Genomic DNA, 15,094 nt, shown 5'->3' with positions numbered 1-15,094 from the left:
CACTTGCTGAAAAGAACAGGAACCTGCACTGCGCGGGTCGCTAGAAGATGCAGCCATCGCCCGCGCCGCCCGTTGGTCTCGCGGGGTCCATCGTCTGAACCGGAGAGATCTGATGCACGTCGGCGTTCCCAAGGAAATCAAGAAGAACGAACACCGGGTCGGCCTGACCCCCACGGCGGTGCGCGAGTACGTCGCCCACGGCCACACCGTCTCGGTCCAGACGGGCGCGGGTCTCGGCGCCGGCTTCACCGACGACGCCTTCGTCAAGGCGGGCGCCTCGATCGTCGCCGACGCCCCGACCATCTTCGCCAACGCCGACATGATCGTGAAGGTGAAGGAGCCCCAGAAGGTCGAGTGGGAGATGCTGCGCGAGGACCAGATCCTCTACACCTACCTGCACCTGGCGCCTGACCCCGAGCAGACCAAGGGCCTGCTGGCCTCCAAATGCGCCGCCATCGCCTATGAGACCGTCACCGACGCGCGTGGTGGCCTGCCGCTGCTGGCGCCGATGTCCGAGGTCGCCGGCCGGATCGCCGTCTTCTCGGCCGCCGAGACCCTGCTCAAGCACAACGGCGGCATGGGGCTGCTGTTCTGCGGCGTGCCCGGCGTGGCGCCGGCCCGCGTGCTGGTGCTGGGCGGCGGCGTCGTCGGCCTCAACGCCGCGCGCATGGCCATGGGCCTGGGCGCCGAGGTCGTGGTGCTCGAACGCTCGATCCCGCGCATGGCCTATATCGATGAGGTCACCAACGGCCGCGTCATCACCCGCTACTCGTCGATCGGCGCGATCGACGAGGAAGTGGTCAAGGCCGACGTCGTCATCGGCGCGGTCCTGGTCCCCGGCGCCGAGGCGCCCAAGCTGATCAAGAAGTCGCACCTCAAGTCGATGAAGCCGGGCTCGGTCCTCGTCGATGTCGCCATCGACCAGGGCGGCTGTTTCGAGACCAGCCACGCCACGACCCACGAGGATCCGACCTACACCGTCGACGGCGTTGTCCACTACTGCGTCGCCAACATGCCGGGCGCCGCGCCGCGCACCTCGTCGGAGGCCCTGAACAACGCCACCCTGCCGTTCGGCCTGGCCCTCGCCAACCACGGTCTCGAGGCGCTCAGGAAGGACCCGCACCTTGCGCGCGGCCTCAACGTCCTCAAGGGCGAGATCACCTACCCGGCCGTCGCCGAGGCCATGGGCCTGAGCTGGAGCGATCCGTTCGGCGTCTGGGCCAAGGGATAGGACTTCTGTCTCCCTCTCCCCTTGCGGGAGAGGGAGATCGCGCACGGCGGCGTCGCCGTCGTTCTGGCGCGGTCGGGTGAGGGGTGACTCCCGATCTCACCGGTCAGAACAGACAGGCTCAGTCCAGCCGCCGGGTTTCACCCCTCACCCGCCGGCGCAAGAACGATCGCTGCGCTCTCGCGCGCCGCCTCCCTCTCCCGCAAGGGGAGAGGGCTACGCCGTCACCGACGCCCCGCTCGATGCCGGCTCCGGCGCCCCCGTCGGCGCCATGTCGATGGCCTTCTCGAGCTCGGCCATTTCCTTGTCGGCGGCCTTCCAGTCGTCCTTGTCCGGCGACCTCGGATGGGTCCAATTGGCCTTGATCTTGTCGCGCGCCTCCTTGAGCTCGGCGACCGCCATCTTCACCTGCTCAAAGAAGCCCCGGTCGACCATAGCCGCGCCGAGCACGGCCTCGGCCCGGTCGGCCGTCTCGTCGCGCCCGTCGGCGATCTCGAAGGCGGCGGCATAGGCGGCCTGGGCCCGCTTCATCTCGGCATCGACGGTCGCGGTTTCCGCCTCGGCGTCCACCTCGACGGCTTCGCCGTCGGCGGCCTTCGGTTCCGCCGGCAGGCCTTTCAGCGCCGCATCGGCGGCCTCGCGGGCGTCCTTCGCGTCGCGGCGCATCATCGCCATCTCGCCGTCGGTGACGTTCTTGCCGCCGGCCTCGACATAGTCCTTCACCGCCGACCTGAGCTCTTTCGCCAGCTCGGCGGTCATCTTCAGCCCCGCCTTCGGGTCGACTTTCACCATCAGCTTGAGCGCATCCATGCGTTCGCGAACGGCCTGGACCTTTTTGGCCGCCATCTCCTTCTTCATCGACTTCTGCGCGTCACGCATGTCGGAGAGGGACGGCAGGCCGAAGCCCGGCGACGCCTCGCCGGCGGACGCGGACTTCCCCTGCAGAGGGGTGCGCCAGAATGGCAGCGGCTGGGTCGAGGCGGGCGTCAGCGAGATCATTCTGATCTCTCCATCAGTGTTCGCCGACACCGTGCATCGGACACGCTTTCGATCCGCTTAAGCCCGACCGTCCGCCTTCGCCTGTAATTCGCCGCTCTCTTCGGGTATGGCCCGCGCTCAAGCAGCGCGCGATCGCGTCGCGCGCGTTAGCGCCCTTACTTAGAAATACCCGATGAAGTTCCTCGACCAGGCCAAGATCTACATCCGTTCCGGCAACGGCGGCGCAGGCTCCGTCTCGTTCCGGCGCGAGAAATTCATTCCGAACGGCGGGCCCGACGGCGGCGACGGCGGCAACGGCGGCAACGTCTGGGTCGAGGCCGTCGAGGGGCTCAACACCCTGATCGACTACCGCTACCAGCAGCATTTCAAGGCCCCGACCGGCACCCACGGCATGGGTCGCCAGATGCACGGCGCCAAGGGCGAGGACGTGGTGCTCAAGGTCCCCGTCGGCACCCAGGTGCTGGCCGAGGACAAGGAAACGGTCGTGCTCGACATGGTCGAGGTCGGCCAGAAGGAGCTGCTGCTTTCCGGCGGCAACGGCGGCTGGGGCAATGTCCGCTTCAAGGGTCCCCAGAACCAGGCCCCGCGCCACGCCAACCCCGGTCAGGAAGGCCAGGAGCGCTGGATCTGGCTGCGGCTGAAACTGATCGCCGACATCGGCCTGGCGGGCCTGCCCAACGCCGGCAAATCCACATTCCTTGCGGCGGCATCTGCGGCCCGGCCCAAGATCGCCGACTATCCGTTCACGACGCTCGCGCCCAACCTCGGCATGGTGGACCTCAGCCCCGGGGAACGGTTCGTCATCGCCGACATCCCCGGCCTGATCGAGGGCGCGTCGGAAGGCGCCGGTCTCGGCACCCGCTTCCTCGGCCACGTCGAGCGGTCCGCCTCCCTGATCCACCTGATCGACGGCACCCAGGACGATGTGGCGGAGGCCTATCGCATCATCCGGGGCGAACTCGATGCCTATGGCGAAGGTCTGGGCGACAAGCAGGAGATCCTGGCCCTCAACAAGATCGACGCCCTGACCCCCGAGGCGCGCGAGGAAAAGGCCGCCGAACTGGAAGCCGTCGCCGGTCGCCGTCCCATGCTGGTCTCCGGCGTGTCGGGCGAGGGCGTGCCCGAACTGCTTCGCGCCGCCTGGGCCGAGGTCAGGAAGACCCGCGGCGAGATCGACGAAGAGGGCGACGAGATCGAGACCTTCGCCGACGGCTGGAAACCCTAGGCCCTCACGCCTTCGTCCAGTCCATGATCCAGTTCCAGTCCCAGGTCGTCCCGCCGTCGCGCGAGACGCCCTGACGCCAGCGGTGCGACTGGCCGGTGATCTGGTCCCACAGGCCGCGCACGATCATCGGACCCTGATCGTCGCTGTCCCCGGAATCGAACACGCCCTCGCCGGCGATGAACCGGCCGGGCACGCCGTCGCCGCCGATCAGCCCGACCTTGCCGTTCATCCAGTAGTCGAGCCAGACGCCCGCCGCCGGGTCGAGCGACCTCAGCCCCATGCCGGCGAAGTCCCGCGCCGGGATTCGCAGTTCCTCCACATGGGCCCGGCCGTCGAGGATCGACCAGCAGGTCGCCTCGCCCTCGAACACGTCCCAGTCGCCGGGCGCCTTCAGCCGCCGATGGGCGATGCGCCATTCCCCGCTCAGCCAGTCGAACTGCCCGGCGGCGACGGGCGTCGGTTCGACGGGCGCGGCCCCCTCGGCGTTCTGTCCGGCAGGCAGGATGGGCAGGGCCGCCATGGCGGTCAGCAGGTCGCGTCGGTCAGTCATGATCATGGCGGGCTCCGTTGAGGTCCGCCGACGCTAGACGCCCATAGCTGACACCGGCCGTCAGGTTTTCCCGCGGGGCCCCGAAGATCGCTCTCAATGGCGACAAGCCCGCCGTCGTCGTGTTAGCTGCGCTTTCGTTTGCTCATCCGTGAGCATAAGTCCGCCGCGAGCCCGCCCGTCTTGTCCTTCTTCCACGCCGGTCCCGCGCCCCAGGCGAGCGGCCCCCGATCAGGGGCGCTGAGGGATGGCCTGGGTCTGACCGCCGGGATGAAGGTCGGCCTCTTTGGCGGCTCCTTCAATCCGGCTCACGACGGCCACGCCCATGTGGCGGAAACGGCGCTTCAGCGCCTCGATCTCGATCGCGTGATCTGGCTGGTTTCTCCTCAGAACCCGCTGAAGGACACGCGCCAGACCGCCCCGCTCGCCGAGCGCATGGCGTCGGCGGAGACCTTCGCGCGCGGACCGCACATGGTGGTCTCCGATTTCGAGACCCGCGTCGGCACCGCCTGGACCATCGACACCCTGCGCGCCCTGAAGCGGCGGCATCCGGGCGTGCATTTCGTCTGGCTCATGGGATCGGACAATCTGGAGAATTTCCACCGCTGGCGCGGCTGGACCGACATCATGCGGATGATGCCCGTGGCCGTGATCGCCCGGCCGGGAAGCCTGCTGGAAAGCCGCGCCGCCCCCGCCGCCAGGCGGTTCGCCGGTCATAGGGTCTCGTCCAACGAGGCGCGCCTTTTGCCGACCATGACGGCCCCGGCCTGGACCTATCTGACGGCCCCGCTGAACCCCAGCTCATCAACAGCTTTGCGTGCCCAGAAATCGCCTTGAGGCCGTAAGTCGACGTTTCGGGCCATCCGTGATAGAGGACGTCTTTAGTGAACCCTCCCGGAGCCCTCCGCTGACCCCCTCGCCCGCGCACGACGCGCAAGATGAAGCCGTTTCGAACACGGCCCATGAGATGGAGCCGATCGCGCCCATCCATTCCGAAGACGGTCAAGACGAAGACCTTTCCGACGACTCCGCCGAAGACTTCCCGCTGTTCAGCGCGGATGACGGCAGCGACGACGCGTCCAATTTCGACCGTCAGGGCATCGTCCCGACCGGTTCGACCCCGCTTGAAATCGCCCTGCTGTCCAAGCTGGACGACGACAAGGCCCAAGACATCGTCCTGATCGACCTCAGGGGCAAATCGCCCATGGCCGACAGCATGATCGTGGCCTCGGGCCGCTCGCACCGCCACGTCGGCGCGCTCGCCGACCACCTGCTGCGCACGCTGAAAGAAAACGGCCTCGGCCGCGCCAAGGTCGAAGGCCTGCCGCACTGCGACTGGGTCCTGATCGATGCGGGCGACGTCATCGTCCACCTGTTCCGCCCCGAAGTGCGGATGTTCTACAACATCGAAAAGATCTGGGCCGTCGACAGCGCCCATAGAACGGCGAACGCCTAGGTTTCCTTCTCCCCTTGCGGGAGAAGGTGGCAGCCGAAGGCTGACGGATGAGGGGTCACGCTGAACATTGGGATGGGGGGCTGAAGCCCGGTTGGCCCCGACGGTGCGACCCCCCATCCGACCTCGCTGCGCTCGGCCACCTTCTCCCGCAAGGGGAGAAGGATAGGCCGTGAAACTCGCCATCGCCGCCATCGGCAAGCCGGGCCGCGGACCCGAAGCCGCGCTTGCGAGCGACTACGCGGCCCGCGCCACGGCTGCCGGGCGGGCCCTGGGTCTCGGCCCGCTCGACCTGATCGACCTCGAACCCCGCAAGACCGGCAAGGCGCCCGAGGCTGAACTGCTGCTGGCGGCCGCCGAGGGCGCGCATCTGATCGCCTGCGATGAGCGCGGCAAGACGTATTCCAGCCGCGCCTTCGCCGACCATGTCGCGACCCTGCGCGACCGGGGCGAGCGGCGACTGGTCTTCGTCATCGGCGGGGCGGACGGGCTGGATGCCAGTGTCCTCGCCGCCGCCGGATCGACCCTGGCCTTCGGACCCCAGACCTGGCCGCACGCCCTTGCCCGCGCCATGCTGGCAGAACAGCTCTATCGCGCGGTGACGATCCTCGCCGGATCACCCTATCATCGGGACTGATGAACCGCGCCGCCGTCCTCAGCCTGCTGATCGCCCTCGCCGGCCTGCCCGCCGCAGCCCCAGCCTCGTCGGTGTTTCAGGACGACCTCGAACAGCTCCAGACCCAGTACCGCGACGAACAGGTCCGCGCCCGGCGTCTGCGCGCCGACGCCCGGGACGCCCAGATCGAGATCACCGCACTGGACCGCGAGCTGGCGACCCTGCGCACCGACCAGACCGCCGACGACATGCAGCTTTCGGCCCAGCGCCAGCGACTGCGCGACCTGAGCCGGCGCGAGGCCGCCATCGTCGCCGAACTGGCCCGCGCCCGCGACGGCCAGGGCCGCCTCCTGTCAGCGCTGCAGATGATGAGCCGCAAGCCTCCGCCGCCCCTGCTGGTCCCCGCCGACAGAGCCGTAGACACCGTCCGCGCCGCCATCCTGATGCAGGCCATGGCCCCGGAGATGCAGCGTCGCGCCGCCGCCTTCGCCGCCCGTCAGGCCGAGGTCGTCCGCATCCGCCGCCTCGCCGTCCTGTCCTCGGAACGCCTGCTGACCACCGAGAGCGCCCAGGGCGACCGGCGCGCGGAGATCGAGGACCTGTCCGACCGTCGCACCGCGTTGCTGGCCGTGCTGCGCGCAGACGCCGCCCGCGCCGAGCGCGCGGCGTCGGCTCTTGAGACCCGCATCCGCAACCTCGGCGGCCGCCCTGCGACCGCCACCGACGCACCCACGCCCTCGACCCGCCTGCCAGGCGGCCGCGCCCGACTGACCGCCCCCGTCACAGGGGCCTCGGCGAAATCGGGACAGGGCGTCCGCTGGGCCGCGCCCTCCGGCCCGGTCGCCTCGCCCGCCGGGGCGCGAGTCGATCACGCAGGCCCGCTCAGCGGCTGGGGCGAGGTGGTGATCCTCGATCTCGGCGGCGGCTGGCGGGCCGTCATCGCCGGTCTGGATACGGTCAGCGTCGAGAGTGGCGAGCGTGTCGCCGACGGCCAGGGCCTGGGCTCTGCGGCGCGTGGCGGAGAAGTCTATTTCGAGCTGCGCCGCGACGATCGCGCCGTCGATCCGGCGCCCTATCTTTGAAGCGAGGCTTCCCTTCAGCCGAAACCGCTTCCCATGGCGTCATGACGCTGATTTTATCCAGAGGACGCGGGGGCGCCACGATTTCATCGTGAGGTCCCGCGACCCTCCCGCCTCGCCGCCTTTCCGGGCGGCCCCGAAAGAGACCGAATGCGTAAACTGCTCATCGCCGGCGCCGCCCTCGCGGCCCTTGGTCTCAGCGGCATGACGGTGGCGTCCCAGACGCCACGCAACGAAACCTTCCGCATGCTGCAGCTGTTCGGCGACGTTCTGGCGGTCGTGGAACAGGCCTATGTCGTCCCCGTCGACAACAAGAAACTGATCGAGGCGGCGCTCGCGGGCATGATGACCGCGCTCGACCCCCACTCCAACTATCTGCCGCCGCAAGGGTTCGAGGACCTGCAGGAACGGACGAGCGGCGAATATTCGGGCGTCGGCCTGACCATCACGGCCGAGGGCGGTCTGGTGAAGGTCATCTCGCCGATGGACGACAGTCCTGCGGCCAAGGCAGGTGTCCAGGCGGGTGATGTCATCTCCGCCATCGAGGGTCAGAACGCCGCGGGCATGACCGTGACACAGGTCTCGGAAAAGCTGCGCGGCGCGATGGGCACCTCGGTCACCGTCACCTTCCTGCGCGACGGCGAGGAGCCGCGCGAGGTGACCCTGGTCCGCGAGGTCATCAAGGTCGACAGCGTCACAAGCCGCATGGAAGGCGACTTCGGCTACCTTCGCATCTCGACCTTCAATGAGAACACCGGCCGCGAGCTGACCGCCGCGATCGAGAAGATCAAGCGCGACCATCCCGACGTGAAGGGCTTCGTCCTTGATCTGCGCAACAACGGCGGCGGCCTGCTGACGGCGGCCATCGACGTGTCCGACGCCTTCCTTGAGCGCGGCGAGATCGTCAGCCAGCGTGGCAGGAAGCCTGACCAGATCGAGCGCTACGCCGCCCGTCCGGGCGACCTGACCGGCGGCCTGCCGCTGGTGGTCCTGATCAACTACGGATCGGCCTCTGCGTCCGAGATCGTCGCCGGCGCCCTGAAGGATCAGGAGCGGGCCACGCTCGTCGGCCTGACATCCTTCGGCAAGGGCTCGGTCCAGACCGTCATCCCTCTGGGCGGCGGTCGCGACGGCGCCCTGTCGATCACGACGGCGCGCTACTACACCCCGTCCGGCGCCTCGATCCAGAAGATCGGCATCGAACCGGACCTCGAGGTCGCCCGCACCGAGGCCGAGGCGCGGATCGTGTCCCGCTCAAGCTTCATCTATTCCGAGGCCGCCTATGCGACCGCGCTGGACGCCTCCATCGGCGCCGAGCGCAAGGGCGCCCACACCCCGCGCGAGGCGCCGGGCGAAGACTATGACGAGGACGCCGACTACCAGCTGCAGCGCGCCCTCGACGTCCTGCGCGCCGGCGGCGACCTGACCCGTCTGGCGGCCGCGCCCGAAGGCATCGTTATCAGCGACGGGACTGTCGAGGTCGCCGCCCTCGAATCGACGGAAGAGCCCGAGGAATAGTCCTCGGGCGGCCCGCCCTTGCCAAGCCTGGTCCTATTTGAGATTTCTGCGTTCTCCGACGTCAGGATCCCGAACCATGATCATGCTCGCACTCGCCGCCGCCCTGTTCGGCCCGCAGCAAAACGGCCTGTCCGCCTATGAGGGCGTCGCTCGTGACGACTTCGCCGCCTGGTCCTTCACCTCGGGCCGAACCACGGCCTCGGGCGATACCCGCACCACCTCGGTGTTGGCGCGCTATGTCACGCCCCTTCCCGTGACCGGCAGCACGGCGACCGTCGCCTGGTCGATCCACGAAATCACATTCCACTGCGCCGAGCACAACGCGGACTGGGCCAGCGGCATGAATTACGCCGCTGACGGCTCCGCCCTGGGCGCCGGTCGGGCCTCCACCGCCGAAGCCTGGAGCGCCAGCACCCCGGGGTTCGTCCAGTTGGCCCAGACCGTCTGCGCGATGAACGGATCGCTCTGATCCGACCCGAACATGGATAACGGCGCGTTAGGCTTTCTTAACCGCCGCCCGTTCATAGTCGCAGGCGATGATCGTCGTCCGGAATCCGTCCGGTCGCCAGCTTCCAGAGCGTTCGCCGTCCATGTTCGCCAAGCGTCAGTCCGCCCTCGCCGCCACGGCCGGCGCCGCGCCTACGGGTCGGCTGCCGAAGCTCGACCTGAAGTCGGCGCTGGCGGTGTTCAAAAAGCCCCCGGTCGCCGTCGGCGCGGCGGGCCTGCTGCTGCTCGGCACGGTGGCCCTGTTCCTGACCGTCCTCGGCGACCCCCGCGCCGGGACCCCGACCGCCCGCGTCTCCCTGCACCGGGAGGCGCCCGTCGAGGCGCCCGCGCCCACCGGTCTTGAAGCCTTTTCCATGGGCGGATTCGCCGCCTGGCAGGGTCTGGGAGCAGACCCCGCGCTCGACCCCAACGGCGCAGCCGGCGGCGACGCACTGATCACCCTGCCCGACGGCGCGACCGTCGCCGGCGGCTCGGCCATCGCCGCGCCCGCCCTGGCCGCCTCGCCCCTGCCCGAAGCCCCCATCGCCGGCCTCAGCCAGCCGGGCCCGCAAGGCGCCCTGCCCGTCATCGCCACCGACGGCCGCGTCCCGGCCCAGGCCTATGCCCGTCCCTTCCAGTCCAACGGCAAGCCGCGCGTCGCCCTGATCGTCGGCGGCCTCGGCCTGAACGCCGTGACCACCCGCGCCGCCATCGAACGCCTGCCCGCCGACGTGACCCTGTCGTTCGTGCCCTACGCCCAAGGGCTGCAGGGCTGGATCGACCTCGCCCGCGCCCAGGGCCACGAGGTCATGATCGAGATTCCGATGGAGCCGACCGGCTATCCCAACAACGATCCCGGCCCCTACACCCTGCTGGCCAACGCCACGCCCGACGACGTCGCGGCGAAGATGAACTGGCTCCTGGGCCGCGCCACCGGCTACTTCGGCGTCACCAACTATCTCGGCGACCGGTTCGTGACCTCGGATACGGGCATGGCGTCCTTTCTCGGCATCCTGCGCCAGCGCGGCGTAGCCTTCCTTGACGACGGCATGGCGCGTCGCCGCCCGGGCGCCTGGGCCCGCGCCAGCGCCGACACGGTCATCGACGAGATCCAGACCCCCGCCGCCATCATCGGCCGCCTGAACGCCCTTGAGGCCGCCGCCAAGACGCGCGGCGCGGCTCTGGGGACCGGCTTCGCCTATCCCGTGACGGTTGAGGCCGCCGCCCGCTGGACCGCCGGTCTGGACGCGCGCGGGCTGCAGCTGGCGCCGGCCTCGGCGATGACGCAGCGGCCGGGGCGCTGACGCGAGGGCTTGGGCGCCAGGGCTTGGGGCTAGGGCCGCCCGCCCTCGTTTACTCGCCAAGCCCCAAGCCCTAAGCCCTCCTCCATGCCCGACTTCCCCCGCCACCGCCCCAACGTCGGCGTCGTCCTGTTCAACCAGGACGGCCAGGTCTGGTTCGGCCACCGCGCCGGACAGGACGGGGCCCACGTGTGGCAGTTCCCCCAAGGCGGCGTCGACAAGGGCGAGGACATCGAGGCCGCCGCCCGGCGCGAGCTCGAGGAGGAGACGGGCGTCGTCTCCGTCGACCTCATCGGCCGCACCGAAGGCTGGATCGTCTACGACTTCCCCGAGGTCCTGAAGGCCCGGCACCGCGCCGAAGGCCGCAAGCCGTGGGACGGCCAGAAACAGGTCTGGTTCGCCTTCCGCTTCACGGGCGACGAGGACGAAATCCGCCTCGACCGGCACGACGACATCGAGTTCGACGCCTGGCGCTGGGGCGACCTGACAGAAGCCTGCGACCTCATCGTGCCGTTCAAGCGCCAGGCCTATGAGCAGGTCGTGGCGGCGTTCGCGAAGTTCGCCGGGCCCGCCCTCAAGTAGCGAGCGACCACGCCGCGGGCGTTCGCGGCTCCTAAGACCCCGCGGCCGGGTTCATCACCGTGGCCATGATCCCCGCCTTGCCCCAGTGGGAGCCGGCCGGCGGGGTGACGATCTCGATCATCGCCGATTCCGCGCCGATCGTGCCGCTGAAGGTCGCCGAACCCGCCGCGGCGTCGGCCGAGATCTGGTTCCAGTCGCCCCCTGCGTCGCGCAGGGCGGCGGTGATGGCCGTGACGTCGGCGGCGGTCACATTGATCGCCGCGACGCGACAGCTGCCCGCTTCGTCGGCGCCGATGGTGATCTGGCCGCTGGCCGAGGCGACCGCGCCGTAGTTGATGGTCACCGGCATGTCGTGGAAGGCGCCCCGGGTGTCCGGATCGCTGCCGCCGTCGACCAGTTCGACATGCGCGGCCGTCAGCGCGGCCGAGGGCGGGTTCAATGGAAGTTCGCCCATGGCGTTCTTCGCGCACACGTGTTGAACGGCATACAGGAAGGCCCCGGCGGGCGTCGCGGTCGCCGTCTGGGCTTGCGCGTGGGAAGCGCCCAGAAGGCCGAGGGTCGTCGCGAGAGCGAGGCGTCGGAGGGTCGTCATGTCGTGTTTCCTGTCCTGACGCAGCAGACTAGACCCGGCCCGGGCCGTCCTGCGAGTCGAAAATCGGTGTTAGTCGAAAGAAGGCCGTGGGCCTCACTCCTCCTGGGCCGCCGGGTTCATCACGGTGACGATCAGGCCCGCCGATGGGCCGAAGCCGGGGGCGACGGCCGGATCGGCGACGCGGACGAAGACGATGTCTCCGTCGAGGGTGGCTAGATACTGGGTCACGCCCGGTGCGACCTGGCCGGTCTCGGACCAGTCGTCGAGGGTCCGGAGCCCGACCTTCATGGCCTCGACGTCCGCCGGGGTGACATCCAGCGCCGCCACGCGGCACCAGGACAGGGTCTCGTCGACGCCGATATTGATCCGCCCGGTGTCCGAGACGACGAAGCCGAACGCCACCCGATCCGTCTCCATGTCGTGGAAGGCGGTGAGCGTGGCGGGATCGCCGGAGACGTCAGCCAGGGTGACACGAGGTCCGTTCAGGTCGGCGTTCATGATGTCGAACGGCAGTCGTCCGGCGACATTGGCGCCACAGACCTTGCGCACCGCATGCAGCATGGCTTCAGCAGGCTGTGCGTCATTGGTCTGGGCGACGACAGGCGGAGCCGCCGCGCCGGCCAGGGTCAGGATGAAGGCGATCAGGCGAGGGCGCATCAGGTCGGGTCCCTTGAAGACCGGGAAAGCCTAGCCATTGAGGCGAGATGGAGCCAGAGGATGCGGCGACAGTCGGCTCTTCCGTCGGAAACCGTCAGGGACAGATCGCTCGCGTGATCCGGCGAGTGCTCGCGGGAAAGCGCGCCAGCTTTCCCGCAGGCCGGATCGGACGCGGTGCGAAGTTGCCGCCGCAGTTGGGACAGACGCCCTTCAGCGGACCGTCGACGCAGTCCGTGCAGAAGGTGCATTCGAAGGTGCAGATCCGGGCGTCCGCGCTCTCGGGTGGCAGGTCCCGGTCGCAGCATTCGCAGTTGGGTCGAAGCTCCAGCATCCGCACCTCCTGATGGGCGTCAGTGCGAAGAGCCGCCCGGCGCCAGACGGAAGATGACCAGCCCGCTCACGACGAGCAAGGCCGCAACGACGCGCATCACCGTCAGGCTCTCGCCCAGCAGCACCACGCCGACAATAAAGGCGCCGACGGCGCCGATGCCGGTCCAGATCACATAGGCCGTGCCCATCGGCAGCGACTTCATCGCCAGCGACAGCAGGGCGAAACTGGCGGCCATGAAGCCGAGCGTGAGCAGGCTGGGCCACAGCCGGGTGAACCCCTCGGACTGTTTCATGAAATAGGCCCAGACGATCTCGAGCAGGCCGGCGATGAGAAGATAGACCCAGGCCATTGTCGACGGCCCTCCTTGCGAAAGGCCGGGCCGTCCCGGGCTTGGCCCGGCGCCGGCGGCGTCGGGGCGAGGGCGTGGCCTCGTCTTGCAGCGGATATCTAGTCCGGTTTCGGCACCGATCAAGCCGATTGGTCAGGTTGGCGCGATTGACGTCGGGACCTGGTCGATTTGACGATGAAATTTGGCGACCGTCACGCCCCTCGCTGCGGCCCGGCCCGGAATGCAGAACAGCCGGCGATTTGCGCGCCGGCTGCCAGCAGATAGGTGAGGGCGGTCATATCGCGCCCGGGCCGATCGTCAGGCCGCCGCGACCTCGGTCGCCGCCTCGGCCAGGATGGTCAGGCCGGCCGGGGTCACGTCGGCGAAGCCGCCCTTGACCTCGAAGGTGCGCTTCGAGGAGCCGTCGAACACGACGACGGGGCCTTCGCGCAGGGCGGTCATGAAGGGCGCGTGGTCGGCGAGGACGCCAAAGTCGCCCTCAACGCCCGGCGCGTCGACCTGATCGACGAGGCCGTTGAAGACCTCGCGCTCAGGCGACACCAGCGAGAAAGAAAGCTTCCCGGCCATGCTTATGCAGCGTCCGCGGCGAGCTTGGCGGCCTTTTCGACGGCCTCCTCGATGGCGCCGACCATGTAGAAGGCGGCTTCCGGCAGGTGGTCGTATTCACCGGCCACGATGCCCTTGAACGAGCGGATCGTGTCTTCCAGCGAGACGAACTTGCCGGGCGAGTTGGTGAACTGTTCGGCCACGAAGAAGGGCTGGGACAGGAAGCGCGAGATCTTGCGGGCGCGCGAGACGACCAGCTTGTCCTCTTCCGACAGCTCGTCCATGCCCAGGATGGCAATGATGTCCTTCAGGGCCTTGTACTGCTGCAGGACTTCCTGGACCGAACGGGCGACGCGGTAGTGTTCCTCGCCGATGACCAGCGGGTCCATGATGCGCGAGGTCGAGTCGAGCGGGTCCACGGCCGGGAAGATGGCCTGGGCGGCGATGTCGCGGTTCAGCACGGTCGTTGCGTCAAGGTGGGCGAACGAGGCGGCGGGCGCGGGGTCGGTCAGGTCGTCGGCGGGAACGTAGATGGCCTGGATCGAGGTGATCGAGCCCTTCTTGGTCGAGGTGATGCGTTCCTGAAGGTTGCCCATCTCGGTGGCCAGCGTCGGCTGATAGCCCACGGCCGACGGGATACGACCCAGCAGGGCGGACATTTCCGAACCGGCCTGCGTGAAGCGGAAGATGTTGTCGATGAAGAGCAGCACGTCCTTGCCCTCTTCGTCGCGGAAGTATTCGGCCTGGGCCAGGCCGGTCAGGGCCACGCGGGCGCGGGCGCCGGGAGGCTCGTTCATCTGGCCGTAGACGAGGGCGCACTTGGAGCCTTCGCCGCCGCCGGCGACGTTCACGTTGGACTCGATCATCTCGTGATACAGGTCGTTGCCTTCGCGGGTGCGCTCACCCACGCCGGCCAGCACCGAATAGCCGCCGTAGGCCTTTGCGATGTTGTTGATCAGTTCCTGCATGGTCACGGTCTTGCCCACGCCGGCGCCGCCGAACAGGCCGGTCTTGCCGCCCTTGGTGTAGGGGCAGATCAGGTCGATGACCTTGATGCCCGTGACCAAGATTTCCGACGAGGTCGACTGCTCTTCGAAGGTCGGCGCCTCGCGGTGGATCGGGCGGAACATCGTCGTCTGGATCGGGCCGGCTTCGTCGATCGGCGCGCCGACGACGTTCATGATGCGGCCGAGCGTGCCCGGGCCGACCGGCGCCAGGATCGAGGTGCCCGTGTCCGTGACCGGCTGCCCGCGCGTCAGGCCTTCGGTGGTGTCCATGGCGATGGTGCGGACCATGTTCTCACCCAGGTGCTGGGCGACTTCCAGGACCAGGGTGAAGGGCTCGCCCGTCTTCTGGTCGACGTTCTGGGTCTGCAGGGCGTTCAGGATCGCCGGCAGTTCGCCGGAGAACTCGACGTCCACGACGGCGCCGATGACCTGGGCGATCTTGCCCACGCCGGTGCCGGCCGAATAGGCGGCGTTGCCGGTGGCGGCCGCCGGAGCGGTCTTCTTGGCCGGAGCCTTCTTGGCGGCGGGTTTCTTGGCGACGGTGTCGGTCATCGGGAGGGGTCCGTTTCGGTCTGTAT

General features: G+C 68.9%; 18 protein-coding genes. 10 read left to right on the top strand and 8 right to left on the bottom strand.

Translation table 11 applies throughout. The annotated features are described in order from the left end of the window. Positions 1–112: 112 nt before the first annotated feature. A complete protein-coding gene (gene ald, locus ACW17Y_RS00745; RefSeq protein WP_492036878.1) occupies positions 113–1,231 on the top strand; it encodes an alanine dehydrogenase in 1,119 nt (372 codons plus the stop codon). Positions 1,232–1,444: 213 nt separating this feature from the next. On the opposite strand, the gene ACW17Y_RS00740 is transcribed toward ald, so the two are convergent. Beyond that, positions 1,445–2,227: a hypothetical protein gene (locus tag ACW17Y_RS00740; protein WP_492036877.1), complete on the bottom strand. Its 783-nt coding sequence runs from the start codon at positions 2,225–2,227 to the stop codon at positions 1,445–1,447. 172 nt (positions 2,228–2,399) lie between these two features. Here ACW17Y_RS00740 and obgE point away from each other — a divergent pair, with 172 nt between their 5' ends. Then, a complete protein-coding gene (gene obgE / locus ACW17Y_RS00735) occupies positions 2,400–3,452 on the top strand; it encodes a GTPase ObgE (RefSeq protein ID WP_492036876.1) in 1,053 nt (350 codons plus the stop codon). A 4-nt stretch (positions 3,453–3,456) separates the two neighbouring features. Here obgE and ACW17Y_RS00730 read toward each other — a convergent pair whose 3' ends face one another. After that, positions 3,457–4,008, bottom strand: a complete 552-nt coding sequence (locus ACW17Y_RS00730) for a hypothetical protein (RefSeq protein WP_492036875.1) — start codon at positions 4,006–4,008, stop codon at positions 3,457–3,459. A gap of 261 nt (positions 4,009–4,269) precedes the next feature. Here ACW17Y_RS00730 and ACW17Y_RS00725 point away from each other — a divergent pair, with 261 nt between their 5' ends. From ACW17Y_RS00725 to ACW17Y_RS00690, 8 genes are all read left to right on the top strand, one after another. Then, positions 4,270–4,836 carry a nicotinate-nucleotide adenylyltransferase gene (locus ACW17Y_RS00725; RefSeq protein WP_492038322.1) on the top strand — a complete coding sequence of 189 codons (567 nt, stop codon included), beginning with the start codon at positions 4,270–4,272 and terminating at the stop codon, positions 4,834–4,836. 130 nt (positions 4,837–4,966) lie between these two features. Beyond that, positions 4,967–5,455: a ribosome silencing factor gene (rsfS, locus tag ACW17Y_RS00720; protein WP_492036874.1), complete on the top strand. Its 489-nt coding sequence runs from the start codon at positions 4,967–4,969 to the stop codon at positions 5,453–5,455. Between the two features lie 169 nt (positions 5,456–5,624). Then, positions 5,625–6,089 carry a 23S rRNA (pseudouridine(1915)-N(3))-methyltransferase RlmH gene (rlmH, locus tag ACW17Y_RS00715; RefSeq protein ID WP_492036873.1) on the top strand — a complete coding sequence of 155 codons (465 nt, stop codon included), beginning with the start codon at positions 5,625–5,627 and terminating at the stop codon, positions 6,087–6,089. Beyond that, positions 6,089–7,150, top strand: coding sequence for a murein hydrolase activator EnvC family protein (locus ACW17Y_RS00710; protein ID WP_492036872.1), 1,062 nt, complete (start codon positions 6,089–6,091; stop codon positions 7,148–7,150). The genes rlmH and ACW17Y_RS00710 overlap by 1 nt, the downstream gene beginning before the upstream one ends. 147 nt (positions 7,151–7,297) lie before the next feature. Then, entirely contained in the window at positions 7,298–8,665 is a 1,368-nt protein-coding gene (locus tag ACW17Y_RS00705; RefSeq protein ID WP_492036871.1) for a S41 family peptidase, read from the top strand. A gap of 76 nt (positions 8,666–8,741) precedes the next feature. Beyond that, a complete protein-coding gene (locus tag ACW17Y_RS00700) occupies positions 8,742–9,134 on the top strand; it encodes a hypothetical protein (RefSeq protein WP_492036870.1) in 393 nt (130 codons plus the stop codon). 121 nt (positions 9,135–9,255) lie between these two features. After that, a complete protein-coding gene (locus tag ACW17Y_RS00695; RefSeq protein WP_492036869.1) occupies positions 9,256–10,455 on the top strand; it encodes a divergent polysaccharide deacetylase family protein in 1,200 nt (399 codons plus the stop codon). 84 nt (positions 10,456–10,539) lie between these two features. After that, the gene (locus ACW17Y_RS00690; protein WP_492036868.1) at positions 10,540–11,034 is read left to right on the top strand and encodes an RNA pyrophosphohydrolase; all 495 of its coding nucleotides are present in this window, start codon (positions 10,540–10,542) and stop codon (positions 11,032–11,034) included. Between the two features lie 31 nt (positions 11,035–11,065). Here ACW17Y_RS00690 and ACW17Y_RS00685 read toward each other — a convergent pair whose 3' ends face one another. From ACW17Y_RS00685 to atpD, 6 genes are all read right to left on the bottom strand, one after another. Continuing rightward, positions 11,066–11,626 carry a hypothetical protein gene (locus ACW17Y_RS00685; protein ID WP_492036867.1) on the bottom strand — a complete coding sequence of 187 codons (561 nt, stop codon included), beginning with the start codon at positions 11,624–11,626 and terminating at the stop codon, positions 11,066–11,068. Between the two features lie 93 nt (positions 11,627–11,719). Next, entirely contained in the window at positions 11,720–12,283 is a 564-nt protein-coding gene (locus ACW17Y_RS00680) for a hypothetical protein (RefSeq protein ID WP_492036866.1), read from the bottom strand. A gap of 94 nt (positions 12,284–12,377) precedes the next feature. Next, positions 12,378–12,614: a DUF1272 domain-containing protein gene (locus ACW17Y_RS00675; RefSeq protein ID WP_492036865.1), complete on the bottom strand. Its 237-nt coding sequence runs from the start codon at positions 12,612–12,614 to the stop codon at positions 12,378–12,380. 19 nt (positions 12,615–12,633) lie between these two features. Then, on the bottom strand, positions 12,634–12,963 hold the full coding sequence (locus ACW17Y_RS00670) for a DMT family transporter (RefSeq protein WP_492036864.1): 330 nt from the start codon (positions 12,961–12,963) through the stop codon (positions 12,634–12,636). Positions 12,964–13,260: 297 nt separating this feature from the next. Beyond that, positions 13,261–13,530 (bottom strand): ATP synthase F1 subunit epsilon, encoded by a 270-nt coding sequence (locus ACW17Y_RS00665; RefSeq protein ID WP_492036863.1) that lies wholly within the window; start codon positions 13,528–13,530, stop codon positions 13,261–13,263. A gap of 2 nt (positions 13,531–13,532) precedes the next feature. Further along, positions 13,533–15,068 (bottom strand): F0F1 ATP synthase subunit beta, encoded by a 1,536-nt coding sequence (gene atpD, locus ACW17Y_RS00660; protein ID WP_492036862.1) that lies wholly within the window; start codon positions 15,066–15,068, stop codon positions 13,533–13,535. Between the last annotated feature and the right edge of the window lie 26 nt (positions 15,069–15,094).

Source organism: Brevundimonas sp. AVps7, from assembly GCF_058681545.1.
Note: the sequence above shows the minus strand (reverse complement) of the source record. Positions and strands in the feature narration are given on the sequence as shown.

What these genes read in the sequence shown, in the direction of transcription:
- ald (WP_492036878.1), top strand. Translation starts at nt 113, where the DNA reads ATGCACGTCGGCGTTCCCAAGGAAATCAAGAAGAACGAACACCGGGTC.
- ACW17Y_RS00740 (WP_492036877.1), bottom strand. Translation starts at nt 2,227, where the DNA reads ATGATCTCGCTGACGCCCGCCTCGACCCAGCCGCTGCCATTCTGGCGC.
- obgE (WP_492036876.1), top strand. Translation starts at nt 2,400, where the DNA reads ATGAAGTTCCTCGACCAGGCCAAGATCTACATCCGTTCCGGCAACGGC.
- ACW17Y_RS00730 (WP_492036875.1), bottom strand. Translation starts at nt 4,008, where the DNA reads ATGATCATGACTGACCGACGCGACCTGCTGACCGCCATGGCGGCCCTG.
- ACW17Y_RS00725 (WP_492038322.1), top strand. Translation starts at nt 4,270, where the DNA reads ATGAAGGTCGGCCTCTTTGGCGGCTCCTTCAATCCGGCTCACGACGGC.
- rsfS (WP_492036874.1), top strand. Translation starts at nt 4,967, where the DNA reads ATGGAGCCGATCGCGCCCATCCATTCCGAAGACGGTCAAGACGAAGAC.
- ACW17Y_RS00710 (WP_492036872.1), top strand. Translation starts at nt 6,089, where the DNA reads ATGAACCGCGCCGCCGTCCTCAGCCTGCTGATCGCCCTCGCCGGCCTG.
- ACW17Y_RS00705 (WP_492036871.1), top strand. Translation starts at nt 7,298, where the DNA reads ATGCGTAAACTGCTCATCGCCGGCGCCGCCCTCGCGGCCCTTGGTCTC.
- ACW17Y_RS00700 (WP_492036870.1), top strand. Translation starts at nt 8,742, where the DNA reads ATGATCATGCTCGCACTCGCCGCCGCCCTGTTCGGCCCGCAGCAAAAC.
- ACW17Y_RS00695 (WP_492036869.1), top strand. Translation starts at nt 9,256, where the DNA reads ATGTTCGCCAAGCGTCAGTCCGCCCTCGCCGCCACGGCCGGCGCCGCG.
- ACW17Y_RS00690 (WP_492036868.1), top strand. Translation starts at nt 10,540, where the DNA reads ATGCCCGACTTCCCCCGCCACCGCCCCAACGTCGGCGTCGTCCTGTTC.
- ACW17Y_RS00685 (WP_492036867.1), bottom strand. Translation starts at nt 11,626, where the DNA reads ATGACGACCCTCCGACGCCTCGCTCTCGCGACGACCCTCGGCCTTCTG.
- ACW17Y_RS00680 (WP_492036866.1), bottom strand. Translation starts at nt 12,283, where the DNA reads ATGCGCCCTCGCCTGATCGCCTTCATCCTGACCCTGGCCGGCGCGGCG.
- ACW17Y_RS00675 (WP_492036865.1), bottom strand. Translation starts at nt 12,614, where the DNA reads ATGCTGGAGCTTCGACCCAACTGCGAATGCTGCGACCGGGACCTGCCA.
- ACW17Y_RS00670 (WP_492036864.1), bottom strand. Translation starts at nt 12,963, where the DNA reads ATGGCCTGGGTCTATCTTCTCATCGCCGGCCTGCTCGAGATCGTCTGG.
- ACW17Y_RS00665 (WP_492036863.1), bottom strand. Translation starts at nt 13,530, where the DNA reads ATGGCCGGGAAGCTTTCTTTCTCGCTGGTGTCGCCTGAGCGCGAGGTC.
- atpD (WP_492036862.1), bottom strand. Translation starts at nt 15,068, where the DNA reads ATGACCGACACCGTCGCCAAGAAACCCGCCGCCAAGAAGGCTCCGGCC.